The organism is Paenibacillus sp. FSL H8-0537 (assembly GCF_038051995.1).
In the GTDB taxonomy this organism is placed as follows: domain Bacteria; phylum Bacillota; class Bacilli; order Paenibacillales; family Paenibacillaceae; genus Pristimantibacillus.
In genome coordinates this window covers 1,019,975-1,032,403 of sequence record NZ_CP150290.1, presented here as the reverse complement: position 1 = coordinate 1,032,403, position 12,429 = coordinate 1,019,975, and the positions used below count along the sequence as shown (strand labels likewise).

Sequence of the window (12,429 nt, the reverse complement as noted above, 5' to 3'; positions counted from 1 at the left end):
GAGGGAATAAGCCTATCTTTTCATTTTATGCCTAGGGGAAATTAGCGCGGTATCAAAATTTTCATGACTCAATGAGATTGGATGGCCGTCCTCGCTAAGCAGACAATGCTTCAGCAAGCAGCGACCATCCAAATATTCAAATTATTGTTCAGAAGCCAGCTTATGCACCTGCTGCAGCAGCTTTGTCATATCCATGCCCGCATGATTGCCGAGCAAAATAACCGTCATTCCGCTATCCAAATTACGCAGCATGCCCGTTGCATAGCCGCTGCCGCTGCCATTATGGAAGACAACCTTCTCACCGTTCAGGCTCAGCGCAATCCAGCCGTAGCCGTAATTTTTATCCGAATGCGGCGTATACATCGCTTCAAGCGACTGCTCGCTTACAACCTTGCCTGCCCGAAGCCCCGCATCCCATTTGAGCAAATCATCGACGGTCGAATAAAGCGTTCCCGTACCCGACTGCGACACATAATAAGGAGCTGCGGCCCACTCCTTATTTTTTTGCAAAATATAGCCCTGAATGGTCGGGGCTCCTGGCGCAGCCGTCCCTGAATTTTTCATGCCCAGCGGAGTGAGAAGATGCTTGCTTACATAGTCGGCATAGCTTTCGCCAGACAATTGCTCCAGTACATAAGCCAGCAGCACATAGCCGTTATTGCTATATAAATAAGTCGTGCCCGGCTCATATTTCAACTGCTTCGTTCGAAGCTCCGCAATCGTCTGCTCAATGGCGACGTCGCCGCTTCGCGTAAACTCGGATGGAAGCCCTGACGTATGCGAAAGCAGCATATGAATGGTTATGTCATCACCGCGCGGGATACCCGTCACGAATTTGGACACTGGATCGTTTAGGCTCAGCTTCCCTTGCTCGACCAATTGCATGATAGATGCCGCTGTAAATGATTTTGTAATGGAAGCGATACGCGACTTCGCGTCTGGACGATTCAATTTATTAGTTCCAGAAAAACCATAGCCTTTGCGAAGCAGCACCTCGCCGTCTTTCGCTACAAGCGCCATGCCCGAGAAGGCCTCGCCCTTCAAATAGGCGTCAATAGCAGCATCCGCTTTGCCATACTTCGTTACTGCATCCGTCTGAATCCGGATCGTCAGCAGCTCCTTCGTCTGTGACAGCTGCAGCGATGCTTTGAGCGCATCGGTTACGGACCGCAGCGGAAGCATGAGCGTTCCTTTTATATTCAGGGAAGGAGCGGACATGTTCATAACCAGCCCGTCCACCGTTACTACCGACGTTCCCGCCTTATGCACAATTACGTCTCCGTTCACTTTTATCGTTGCCGTTTGCGTCTTCCCATCCCATTCGATATTGCCCGCAGCTGCCTTGCCTGCTTCACGAAGCGGCACGAATGTGGTGCCGTCCTTAATAAGCGGCTGCACGTTCCATGCCACCGCCTTGCCATTCACCTCGACTGCAATCGCCTTGCTGCTTGCTGGCTGTACTGCCTCCACCTTGCTGCCTGTTTGAGCCGCCGCCGCTGCACCGCCAGCACCAGCAAACGCTGTTACGGCAGCGATTCCGATCAGTGCACTACGCGCCACTGTATGCCGATTCAACCAACCTGCTATCTTCTTTCCTTTTATGCCTGTCATGCCATGCCAACTCCTTTTTCTCATTCGCCTACGCTTACACCTAAATCTGCACGTTAGCCAAGCCTGCAATCCGTTCAGCAAACCTTCCTCTATTATAGACGCAGCAAATGGGAAAATGTAGCGGCGCCATGAACGAACAATGGCGCGCAAACAGGACAAAGCTCCTGCTGCGCGCCACTTACTCTAGCACTGCTATATGATTGTTATTCATAATAATAAGCCGAATTTGTTAAATTTCTTTAAGAGCCTCTATCACCTGCTCCACATGCCCTTTCACCTTCACCTTGCGCCATTCGCGCGCAAGCTTGCCTTCGGCATCAATAAGGAAGGTCGAGCGTACAACGCCCATATATTCCCTGCCATACAGCTTCTTAAGCTGCCACACACCGAACAGCTCGCACACCTTATGCTCCTCATCCGCGAGCAGCAGAAACGGCAGCTCCTTCTTCGCAATAAACTTCTCATGCGACTTCACGCTGTCAGGACTAATCCCAATGACAACCGCATCACGGTCTACCATCCCTGGATAAGCATCGCGAAAATCACAAGCCTGATCGGTACAGGTCGGCGTATTATCCTTCGGGTAAAAATAAAGCACAAGCTTTTTGCCTAAATAATCGCTCAGACTCATCTGCGTACCATCCGATGCTGGAAGCTTAAAATCCGGCACCGCTTGTCCCACTTCTATCGTAGACATGTATTGAACCTCCGATTCCCATTTTTATATGTATGTAAAACTTTAAACATTACCTCTTGTATTGGACGCTCCCCGCTTACATTGAAACGGCGAGGAATAGTTCCTCGCCGCATGGAAACAACTATTCGTTACGAGCCTGCACCGCGATAACGCTTCACACCATGGTTCCACAGCAGCAGACCGAGCGTGAAGAACACAAGGCCTACGATTGGGGTCAGCAATGCGAGCTGCGACAGGTCATCCGCTTTCTTTTCGAGAAAATATGAAGCGGGAATGACGCCGACAAAAGCAAAGGGCAGCAGCCAGGTAAGCACGAAACGAATCATTTTATTGTAAATGTTAACTGGGTAACGTCCGTAGTTTTGAATATTGTACATGAGCGGCACAATGCCGGTCGGAGCATCCGAGTAGAAGGATATCGCCGACAAGGCCGTGTAAATTCCCGCATACACCAGTACGGCTCCAATAACGAATACCGCCAGCAGCACAATATCCATGATGTGGAAAGGCAATCCCAACTCTCCCCAGCATACGAACATAATAATCGCTCCGACGACGGAGCCGATCAGGGAAGGCGGATCGACATTTTCGAGCAGCACCTGAAACAAATTATGTGCCGGACGCGTCAAAATCCGGTCCATTTCTCCTTTGACAATATACCGCTCGCTGAAATTCCAGATGCTGAAAAAGGTGCTGAAGATGCCATATGGAATCATAAAGAAGCCATATACGAACACGACCTCTGCCTCGGACCAGCCACCAAGCGATGGGGTGTGGCGAAAAACTATTAATATGAAGATCAGATTCATGAACTGGAACATCATATCGGACAAAATCTCGATCCAAAAATCCATTCGGTAGGTCAGCCGCGTCTTCGCGTAGTTTTTAATATATTCCCAAAATAATTGTGCGTACAGCATGCCTGCCTTAACCTCCTTGCACGAACAGACGCTTGCGCGCCGCCCGCCATGTGAACCAGATTGGCACAAGCAGCACGACGAACCATACTACTTGCAGGCCAAACACGCCAGCAATTTCGCTGCCCGGCGTCCTGCCTGTGAAAACAGAGCTCGGCAAATACGTGATGGCCTGAAACGGCAGCCATTTCATAATGGCTGCGAGCCAGCCCGGGAAAAAAGCAATCGGCACGACGACGCCGGAAAATAAATCGACCATTACGCGTTTCATCCGCATCATGCCCTCGTTATTTTCAACGAAGAAGGCAAACAGCCCTGTTAAAATGTTGATTTGTGAATTAATGAGAAAGCTGAACAGCAGCATGACTAAATAAATCATCCAAGTCATGGGATCGGTCGGCAGCTTCACCGGAAAAATCAGGCAGACGATAATCATGCCCGGAATCATGAACAGCAGCAGGCGGAATAAGCCTTCGCCAAAGCCCTGCATCATTTTCACGAGCAAATAGGAATACGGTCTGGTCATTTGGGTAGCGACGCTGCCGTCCCGAATGTCATTCGCAATTTCGCGGTCTAGATTGTTAAAATAAAACGCCCTCGCCATCCACGATACTGCGACATACGTCGTCATCTGGGCGACGGTAAAGCCCGCCAGCTCCTGCTGCTCCCCGAAAATCGCTTTCCACAAAAAATAATACGCCCCGATGTTAATCGCATAAATAACGATACCACTGTAATAATTAACGCGGTATGCCAGCATCGTAATAAAACGGATGCGAATAAAATCCAGATAAGCGCCCATCATGAGACCGTCGTCTCCTTAAGCGCTGCCTGCTGCTCTGATTCTGTGCTAGCCGAGCCGGAGCGGTAAATTTCACGAACGATTTCATCCGTGTTCGTCTCCACGATTTTAATATCTTGAATGGCCGCACCGCCTACAACCTTGGACAGGGCGTCAGATACATTGATCGCATGCGGCAGCCACATCGTTGCCGTCAAATCATTGTCCATTTTCCAAGTTACATCTAACTCGCCAGTCAAGGCTTGAAGCGTCGACAGCTTCGTCTGCGTACTGAACTCAAAGTGAATTTCGCGCCCCTTGCTCCAGCGATTTTTCAAGTCTTCCAGCCCGCCGTCATAGATAATGCGACCATCATCAAGCATAATGACACGTGAGCATAGCGCCTCGATATCCTGCAAATCATGGGTCGTGAGCAAAATCGTCGTTCCTTCCTCACGGTTCAAATCCTTCAGAAATTCGCGAATTTCGGTTTTGACGATAATATCAAGACCAATCGTCGGCTCATCCAAAAATAAAATCGACGGATTATGCAGCAGCGAAGCGACAAGCTCACAGCGCATTCGCTGGCCAAGGCTCAGCTTGCGGACAGGACGGTTGAGCAAATCGCCAAGCTCAAGACGCTCGATCAAATTGTTCAGCCGCTTGCGGAAATCGACCTCCGATACACGATACACTTTACGCAGCAATTGAAACGACTCAATAACCCCAATATCCCACCATAGCTGCGAACGCTGTCCGAAGACGACTCCGATTTCAGCGACAAACTTTTCGCGGTCCTTGTAGGGAACGTAACCGTTGACACGCAAATCGCCCGACGTTGGTACTAAAATGCCGGTCAGCATTTTAATAGTTGTCGATTTGCCTGCGCCATTTTCACCGATATAGCCACAGATTTCGCCTTGCGGGATTTGAAAAGAAATATCCTTTACGGCTGTAACCTCCGTATATTCGCGTTTGAACAGGTCTTTCAGCGCCCCGGACAGCCCTTCCCGGTTTTTTTGCACATTAAACTGCTTGCGCAGATCCTTAACATCTATTGCCAGCATTGGTTCGTCTAGCTCCTCTCCGTTAATACGGTCGACATTCCCCGGGAAATTATGCTAATCCCCCGTTTGCAAAAAGAGCGATGATTCACGGTCATCACACTTCATTATCCTATATTTTGATAAAACTTGCTTCCGTATGTCCTTCCGAATTATAATTTTACAATATGTAATCATACAGCAGATGGCAGGGCACGTAAATGCTATTAGAGAAACGTTTTACAATGGCAGTCAAGGGGAATGAATGGAAGACGGGGTACTGTGACATTTTGAAAGGGGCATTACTAGCATAATGGAAAATCGGCCGAAGAAAGCTAAGCTATCAAAAACGTGGAAATGGATTCTGACAATTGTCCTTATTCTGCTGGGAATCGGTATTGCTTATGCAGGTTACTGGATTTATGGCGTTTATAATGCTACGTCGGATTTCAATAAACCTAAAGAGGAATCAAGATTCTCCCATTTTGAGGACACGGGGCTCGAAGCACCTAAATGGGAAGGAACAGAGCGTGTCAACATTTTGCTGCTGGGCGGCGATGCCCGTGGCATGGATGAAGGTCAAATTCCGCGTTCGGACTCTATGCTCGTTCTTTCTATAGACCCAACTACGAAGAGAGCGCATCTGTTATCTATACTCCGTGATACCTATGTCAGTATCGAAGGGCATGGACGGGGACGTATTAATACAGCCATCACACTAGGCAAGCCTGAGCTGGCAATGAAGACGGTCAGCGACTTGCTGGGACTCAACATTCAGTATTATGTCTATACGGATTTTGAAGGCTTTAAATCTTTAATTGATACAATGGGCGGCATCACGATCGATGTCGAGAAGGATATGCGTTATACCGACAATGCCGACGGCAACCGTTACGATATCGATTTGAAAAAGGGCGTTCAGCTGCTGGATGGCGACAAAGCGCTGCAATATGTACGCTTCCGCCATGATGCAATGAGCGACTTCACACGTACCGAGCGTCAACGCAAATTTCTGCAGGCTCTTGCCAAGGAACTGCAATCGGGCTGGAACATTCTTAAAATGAAAGAAATATTGGAGAGCGTCTCTCCGTATATTGAAACGAATTTAACGACCACAGACATGCTCAAGCTCGGACAGCTTGGAGTTGACAGCCATGTCGCTGGAACCGCACAGGTTCCGCCGATGGATATGATTGCTGATGAAGAGGTTGGCGGCGCTTCGGTGCTTGGCGTACGCAATCAGGATGAGCTTAAGGCCTATGTGGACACGCTGCTGGAAAGCGACGATACGCTCGCTTCGCCTGAGGCATCACCAGGTGCTGACGGCGCAGATGCCAGCAGCAGTCCTGGAGCATCGGCCACTCCATCCCCATAAGATAATCTAGTAATGAGCTGTTTAGACAGCAGATTGAGATTGATGTTTGTCGTCCTCATTCCAAGTGGAATGAGGACGTTTTGATGTTACATATTTAGGCTGGCAATCTCGCCTTCCAGGCGGGATGCTGCACTATTTTTCAAGGGGGAATTATCGTTATGACGATTCAAAGACCACGTTCCGAGGCGCTGTATGCCGAAGCGCTTGAGCATATTGTAGGCGGCGTCAACAGCCCTTCCCGTTCGTTCAAAGGTGTTGGCGGCGGTGCACCCGTATTTATGAAACGTGCCGAGGGCGCTTATTTCTGGGATGTCGACGACAATCGCTATATCGATTATTTGGCGGCGTACGGTCCCATTATTACGGGACATGCCCATCCGCATATTACCGAAGCGATTGTTCGCGCCGCGCAAAATGGCGTTTTGTATGGTACGCCGACCGAGCTTGAGGTTCAATTGGCACGCATGCTGAAGGAAGCGATTCCCTCTATGGATAAAGTGCGCTTCGTCAACTCTGGCACCGAGGCGGTGATGACGACCATTCGCGTCGCACGGGCGTTTACGAAACGCAGCAAAATTATTAAATTCGCCGGCTGCTACCATGGACATTCAGATCTAGTGCTCGTAGCAGCAGGCTCAGGTCCCTCAACACTTGGCATACCGGACAGCGCTGGCGTACCGATTAGCATTGCCCAAGAGGTCATTACGGTGCCTTTCAACGACATTCCGGCCTTGAAGCAGGCGCTTGAACGCTTCGGCCACGAGACGGCAGCCGTTATGGTAGAACCTATTGTTGGCAATTTCGGCATGGTAATGCCGCATGAAGGATATTTGGAGCAGCTTTGCGCTTTGACGCGTGAGGCAGGAGCGCTTGTCATTTATGACGAGGTCATTAGCGCATTCCGCTTCCATTACGGCTCCTCGCAAACGTTCGCTGCCTTCCCTAATCAAGCTGCTATTGAGCCGGATCTTACGGCGCTTGGCAAAATCATCGGCGGCGGGCTGCCGATCGGCGCTTATGGCGGACGCCGCAGCATTATGGAGCAGGTCGCACCGCTCGGCCCTGCTTATCAGGCCGGAACGATGGCCGGCAACCCCGCCTCCATTTCTGCGGGCATCGCCTGTCTGGAGGTATTGAAGTCGCCTGGCATTTATGAGCGTATGGATCGGCTTGCTGGGCAGCTGGCAGGAGGATTGAAAGCGGCAGCAGATAAAAAAGGCTTTGCGCTAACGATTAATCAAATTCGCGGATCATTTTCGGCCCATTTTTGCAATCATCCCGTTACGAATTACGATGAAGCGCAGGATACGGACGGCGAGCTGTTCGGTCGCTTCTTTAAGCTAATGCTCGATCAGGGCATTAATTTGGCACCTTCCAAATATGAAGCGTGGTTTCTGACCATCGCCCATACCGATGAAGATATTCATGCGACCATTGAAGCGGCGGAGCACGCTTTCAGCAAGCTTTAGGAGAGGTCAGCCCAATGCCTTCTGTAATAGAAAGGGACATGTTGATGAACCCATATATGGAATTTGACCGCGCCGCTTGGTCGGCACTCCGTGATCATACCCCTCTGCCGCTCACGGAGGATGAACTGGGTGAACTGAAAGGCCTCAATGACCAAGTATCGCTTGAGGAGGTTGAGGCGATTTATTTGCCGCTTACCCATCTGCTGAACCTGCATATCGAAGCTGCTGAGCGGCTAAGGCAGGCTTCAGCTGCTTTTCTGCATATGGAGGCACCTAAAGTACCGTTTGTACTAGGCATAGCCGGCAGCGTAGCCGTAGGCAAAAGCACGACAGCGCGGCTGCTGCAGCGGCTGCTTTCCATGCATGGGAGTGGCCGCAAGGTCGATCTCGTTACGACAGACGGCTTCCTCTACCCCAAAAGGGTACTGGAGGAACGCGGGCTGATGAAGCGTAAAGGGTTTCCTGAAAGCTATGCCGTCAAGACGCTGATGGATTTTATGGGACAAATTAAATCGGGCAATCCCCATGTGGAGGCGCCGCTCTATTCTCATCTGACCTATGACATTATTCCCGGGCAATATCAGCTTGTCGAACAGCCGGATGTGTTGATTGTCGAAGGGATTAACGTTTTGCAGGTCAGTAAAGAAGCGCACTCTTTTGTAAGCGATTTTTTCGACTTCTCGATTTTTGTCGATGCGCCAGAAACGTTCATCGAGCGCTGGTATGTCGAACGATTTTTGATGCTGCGGCATACCGCTTTTAAGAACAAGGACTCCTACTTCCACCGCTATGCCAGCCTGACAGATGAAGAAGCTGTCGAGACAGCCGCAACGATCTGGAAGGAAATCAATGCCGTCAATTTGTACGATAATATTTTGCCGACGAAACGGCGGGCTATGCTGATACTGCAAAAGGATGCCCAGCATCGTATTCAGCAAATTCAATTGCGGAAATAGCATAACGCAGCAGCCAGTCCTTTTTGGGATGAATGGCTGGCATCATAAAGCCGCCTCTCTGAACAGAGGGTGGCTTTATTTTCTACTTTTGAATCAAAAGGAGGTAAGTTATGGGTTGGGAATATGGTATAAAGACTAAGCAGCCTGCGATCCTTCCTGAGCTTGTGAAGCGTCTGGCTGGGGCCATTCATGTTTCGGATCCATACAGGATCGAGCGATATGATAATGGCTTCACCCTGCTTCAGGATGACACCTCCTGGCCATTAGCCTTGCAGGTGTCAATAGAAACAGCAATTGGAATCGAAGATATCACCGATGGTGAGACTTATGTTTATTGTCTGTTTCATATCCGTAACGAGCTTGCTGCAGGCTGGTTGAAACAGATGGAGCTGGAAACAGAAGCTCACCGATATGACGGCATGCTGGAGTGGTTCGAGCTCTAGTTGAACAAATTAATAGGCAATCTTTTGAGTAAGCTCATGGCAAGTCAGTGCAATCAAATATAAGCTTAATAGATCCTTCGAGCTTTTCATTGCAGCTATTTGCTCATTCTTCCCTGTATGTTTAAGCATCCGGCAACGTGATATACTTATTATAAATGGAGTTGAATGCTAATGGCTGAGCTTCTTGATCCACGTAATGATTTTTTGTTTAAACGAATATTCGGCAGTGAAGAAAACCACGATGTTTTGCTGGCTTTCTTGAACCGGACATTTGCAGAGGCTGGAAAGCCGCCGCTTACCGAAATTATTCTGCTTAATCCTTATACGGACAAGGACTCTCCACGAGATAAGCAATCCATTTTAGATATACGTGCGAGGACAGCAGAAGGCGAACTGATTAATGTGGAAATGCAACTGTTTAATAAATATGATACAGAGAAGCGAACCATGTTTTATTGGAGTAAGCTGTATAGTGGGCAATTGCAGGAAGGGCAATCCTACAAGTTGCTGAAAAAATGCGTAACCATTAATATATTGAATTATTCATTTCTGCCCAATGATCAATATCATAGTGTATTCCATCTGCGAGAAGAGCGTAGCGGCATCCCCCTCATTGACGATATCGAACTGCATTTCTTAGAGCTGCCAAAGCTGGATGATCGTGCAGTGCCCGTTGAACATGGCGGTCTAGTCAATTGGCTGCTTTTTCTTAAGGGTACGCATAAATTCAATTGGGAGGTGCTTACAATGAACGAACCGGTATTAAAGAAGGCCATGACTACATTAGAGTTTCTTAGCCAGGATGCTGAGGCTCGCAGATTATATGAAGACAGGCAGAAATTCCTTCATGATGAGGCATCTATGATTGAGGGAGCCCTTGCTGAAGGAGAAGCACGTGGAGAGGCACGCGGAGAAGCACGCGGAGTCCTTCAAGGCGAGCAAAAAAAAGCGCTAGAAGTTGCCAAGAAGCTTTTAGCACTCGGCGTTGAAATTTCCATTATTGCTGCGGCTTCCGGTTTATCAGAAGCTGAAATTATTGCGCTTAAGAAACAAGGGTAATACGATCGATCGTACACTCGTTCCACTTTGCCTACGATCACGTACCCCGCTTAAACCATTGGTACTGCATTAGAGTACCATTATCATAGCAGCAAAGAAGCAGCCTACAGTAGGCTGCTTCTTTGCTGCTGCTCATTAATTTAACTGAAGACTAATCAAGCACGACCACTCTATCCCGGCTACTTTACTGCCTCGGCATCCGCCAATGCCTTCAAAAACGGCTCATGCATCAGCCCATTCGAAGCCGCTACATTTCGGACGCCGAGATGGTAGCCTTTGCCCTGCGTATCTGTGACGATGCCGCCCGACTCCTGTACAAGCAGCGAGCCTGCTGCCAAATCCCAGCTGTTCAGCCCGATTTCCCAGAAGCCTGTAAGGCGGCCTGCTGCCACATAAGCCATATGAAGCGCAGCCGAGCCTGACGAGCGAAGATTGCGTACCTGCGGCGCAAGCGCCTGAATGCCTTTCAAATTCAGCGGCAGCGCATAAAGATGATCTGCCGGGAAGCCCGTCGCGATCAAGCTGCTGCTGAGCGTTTCTTCCTTCGACACCTGCATCCGCTTGCCGGATACATAGGCGCCTTTCCCCTTTTCGGCAAGGAACAGCTCGTCCCTCATCGGGTCATATACAACCCCAACGATGACTTCACCTTTATAAGCAAGCGCAATCGATACGACGAAAAAAGGAAAACCATGAACGAAGTTCGTTGTTCCATCAATCGGATCGACAATCCATAAATATTCCGCCTCGCTCTTGTCGGCGAGTGCCTGAACTGAAGCCTCAGGTCCAGGCTCGACCCCTTCTTCCCCCAAAAACGAATGATGGGGAAAATGAGTCAGAACCAGCTTTTTAATAAGCTGCTCCGAGCCCATATCTACTTCTGTTACTAAATCATGAGAAGAGAATTTTGTATCCAGTCTATTATAATTCCCCAGTTTCGTCTTGATCCATTCGCCCGCTTTGGCCGCGCAATTGATCGCAACCGCAGTGAAGCTTTTGCCGCTTACAACTGAAGGTTCACGCTGATCACTCACGGTGCATCACCCAACTCTCTTTAATAAGTTTAACTATTAACATTATCTATTATTACGCTCATAAATCAATATACGTTCCTGTCTTTTTGCTAGAGTTCAAAAAAAGCTACAGCTGCCTAATGCCTTCATAGACCAGTTGGCAGGCCAGAACGAGCAGGGTAACCCGCAGCAGCCATAGCAGCCCATTGCCGCTCATGCGGCCCGCAATATAAGCCCCCAGCTTCCCGCCAACCCATGCGCCCGGAATAAGGGCAAGTAAAATCCACCAGTTGATCTCCCCCAGCCATACATGCGTGGCACTGCCTAATATCGACGATAAAAAAATGACAAACATCGACGTAGCGGTTGCCGCATGCGGCGGAAAACGGAACAGCAGCACCATTAGCGGAACGAACAATGAGCCCCCGCCAATGCCAAACAATCCGGAAATGATGCCAACACAAAACCCAATAACAAGCATCGGCCAAATCGCATAGCCATACGTATGCTGCTCGCCAGCTGCATCCACCATCGTCCTCTGCACCGGCCACTCCCGCGCAACCGGTTTCAAATAATTTCGTACGATCAATAAAGCAGATATAAGCAGCATAAAAATGCCGAAGGACAAATTAAATGCGGCGCCTTTCAAAAGCCCTGTCATAGCCGCTCCAAGCATGGCAGCCGGACCGCTTGTCGTAAACAGTAGCCAGGCGCTGCGATAATCGACGATTTTGCGCTTCGCGTAGGATAGCGTCGAGGCAAGCGCGGTTACAATGAGCATCGTAAGCGAGGTGCCAACCGCTGTGCCATGGTCGATTGGAGCGCCTATAAGTGAAGGCCCCAAATACATAAGGGCTGGCACTATAATAATACCACCGCCCAGACCGACAATGCTTCCGAACATCGCTGCTGCCATCCCTAATAATACGAGTGCAATCCATTCAAACACGCTGTCACCGCCTTCTGTTCAATCATGATGCGTTACATGTTCCCCTACACCGTCACTTTTCATTCCTAGTAGAAGAGCACCGTCAACGATAGCTGACGGTGCTGCATGCTTGTGTA

At 49.3% G+C, this 12,429-nt stretch carries 12 protein-coding genes; 5 read left to right on the top strand and 7 right to left on the bottom strand.

Annotation, left to right across the window (positions count from 1 at the left end):
- Positions 1 to 141: 141 nt before the first annotated feature.
- The 5 genes from MHB80_RS04290 to MHB80_RS04270 all read right to left on the bottom strand — a co-directional run bounded on the left by MHB80_RS04290 (position 142) and on the right by MHB80_RS04270 (position 5,073).
- Positions 142 to 1,611 (bottom strand): serine hydrolase, encoded by a 1,470-nt coding sequence (locus MHB80_RS04290; RefSeq protein ID WP_341281012.1) that lies wholly within the window; start codon positions 1,609 to 1,611, stop codon positions 142 to 144.
- A gap of 229 nt (positions 1,612 to 1,840) precedes the next feature.
- A complete protein-coding gene (gene bcp / locus MHB80_RS04285; protein WP_341281011.1) occupies positions 1,841 to 2,308 on the bottom strand; it encodes a thioredoxin-dependent thiol peroxidase in 468 nt (155 codons plus the stop codon).
- 128 nt (positions 2,309 to 2,436) lie between these two features.
- Positions 2,437 to 3,228, bottom strand: a complete 792-nt coding sequence (locus tag MHB80_RS04280; protein ID WP_341281010.1) for an ABC-2 family transporter protein — start codon at positions 3,226 to 3,228, stop codon at positions 2,437 to 2,439.
- Positions 3,229 to 3,235: 7 nt separating this feature from the next.
- Complete coding sequence (locus MHB80_RS04275; protein WP_341281009.1) at positions 3,236 to 4,030, bottom strand: ABC-2 family transporter protein; 795 nt, start codon at positions 4,028 to 4,030, stop codon at positions 3,236 to 3,238.
- On the bottom strand, positions 4,027 to 5,073 hold the full coding sequence (locus MHB80_RS04270) for an ABC transporter ATP-binding protein (RefSeq protein ID WP_341281008.1): 1,047 nt from the start codon (positions 5,071 to 5,073) through the stop codon (positions 4,027 to 4,029). Before MHB80_RS04270 ends, MHB80_RS04275 begins: the two co-directional genes overlap by 4 nt.
- 289 nt (positions 5,074 to 5,362) lie before the next feature.
- Here MHB80_RS04270 and MHB80_RS04265 point away from each other — a divergent pair, with 289 nt between their 5' ends.
- From MHB80_RS04265 to MHB80_RS04245, 5 genes are all read left to right on the top strand, one after another.
- Positions 5,363 to 6,424: an LCP family protein gene (locus tag MHB80_RS04265; protein ID WP_341281007.1), complete on the top strand. Its 1,062-nt coding sequence runs from the start codon at positions 5,363 to 5,365 to the stop codon at positions 6,422 to 6,424.
- A 158-nt stretch (positions 6,425 to 6,582) separates the two neighbouring features.
- The gene (locus tag MHB80_RS04260; RefSeq protein WP_341281006.1) at positions 6,583 to 7,893 is read left to right on the top strand and encodes a glutamate-1-semialdehyde 2,1-aminomutase; all 1,311 of its coding nucleotides are present in this window, start codon (positions 6,583 to 6,585) and stop codon (positions 7,891 to 7,893) included.
- 14 nt (positions 7,894 to 7,907) lie between these two features.
- Entirely contained in the window at positions 7,908 to 8,849 is a 942-nt protein-coding gene (gene coaA, locus MHB80_RS04255; protein ID WP_341281005.1) for a type I pantothenate kinase, read from the top strand.
- A 110-nt stretch (positions 8,850 to 8,959) separates the two neighbouring features.
- Entirely contained in the window at positions 8,960 to 9,292 is a 333-nt protein-coding gene (locus MHB80_RS04250; protein WP_341281004.1) for a hypothetical protein, read from the top strand.
- Positions 9,293 to 9,463: 171 nt separating this feature from the next.
- Positions 9,464 to 10,351, top strand: a complete 888-nt coding sequence (locus tag MHB80_RS04245; RefSeq protein ID WP_341281003.1) for an Rpn family recombination-promoting nuclease/putative transposase — start codon at positions 9,464 to 9,466, stop codon at positions 10,349 to 10,351.
- Between the two features lie 179 nt (positions 10,352 to 10,530).
- Here MHB80_RS04245 and MHB80_RS04240 read toward each other — a convergent pair whose 3' ends face one another.
- Entirely contained in the window at positions 10,531 to 11,385 is an 855-nt protein-coding gene (locus MHB80_RS04240; protein ID WP_341281002.1) for an inositol monophosphatase family protein, read from the bottom strand.
- A 106-nt stretch (positions 11,386 to 11,491) separates the two neighbouring features.
- Positions 11,492 to 12,313 (bottom strand): sulfite exporter TauE/SafE family protein, encoded by an 822-nt coding sequence (locus MHB80_RS04235; protein ID WP_341281001.1) that lies wholly within the window; start codon positions 12,311 to 12,313, stop codon positions 11,492 to 11,494.
- Between the last annotated feature and the right edge of the window lie 116 nt (positions 12,314 to 12,429).

Coding starts and splice junctions, on each gene's coding strand:
- MHB80_RS04290 (WP_341281012.1), bottom strand. CDS start 1,611: ATGACAGGCATAAAAGGAAAGAAGATAGCAGGTTGGTTGAATCGGCAT.
- bcp (WP_341281011.1), bottom strand. CDS start 2,308: ATGTCTACGATAGAAGTGGGACAAGCGGTGCCGGATTTTAAGCTTCCA.
- MHB80_RS04280 (WP_341281010.1), bottom strand. CDS start 3,228: ATGCTGTACGCACAATTATTTTGGGAATATATTAAAAACTACGCGAAG.
- MHB80_RS04275 (WP_341281009.1), bottom strand. CDS start 4,030: ATGATGGGCGCTTATCTGGATTTTATTCGCATCCGTTTTATTACGATG.
- MHB80_RS04270 (WP_341281008.1), bottom strand. CDS start 5,073: ATGCTGGCAATAGATGTTAAGGATCTGCGCAAGCAGTTTAATGTGCAA.
- MHB80_RS04265 (WP_341281007.1), top strand. CDS start 5,363: ATGGAAAATCGGCCGAAGAAAGCTAAGCTATCAAAAACGTGGAAATGG.
- MHB80_RS04260 (WP_341281006.1), top strand. CDS start 6,583: ATGACGATTCAAAGACCACGTTCCGAGGCGCTGTATGCCGAAGCGCTT.
- coaA (WP_341281005.1), top strand. CDS start 7,908: ATGCCTTCTGTAATAGAAAGGGACATGTTGATGAACCCATATATGGAA.
- MHB80_RS04250 (WP_341281004.1), top strand. CDS start 8,960: ATGGGTTGGGAATATGGTATAAAGACTAAGCAGCCTGCGATCCTTCCT.
- MHB80_RS04245 (WP_341281003.1), top strand. CDS start 9,464: ATGGCTGAGCTTCTTGATCCACGTAATGATTTTTTGTTTAAACGAATA.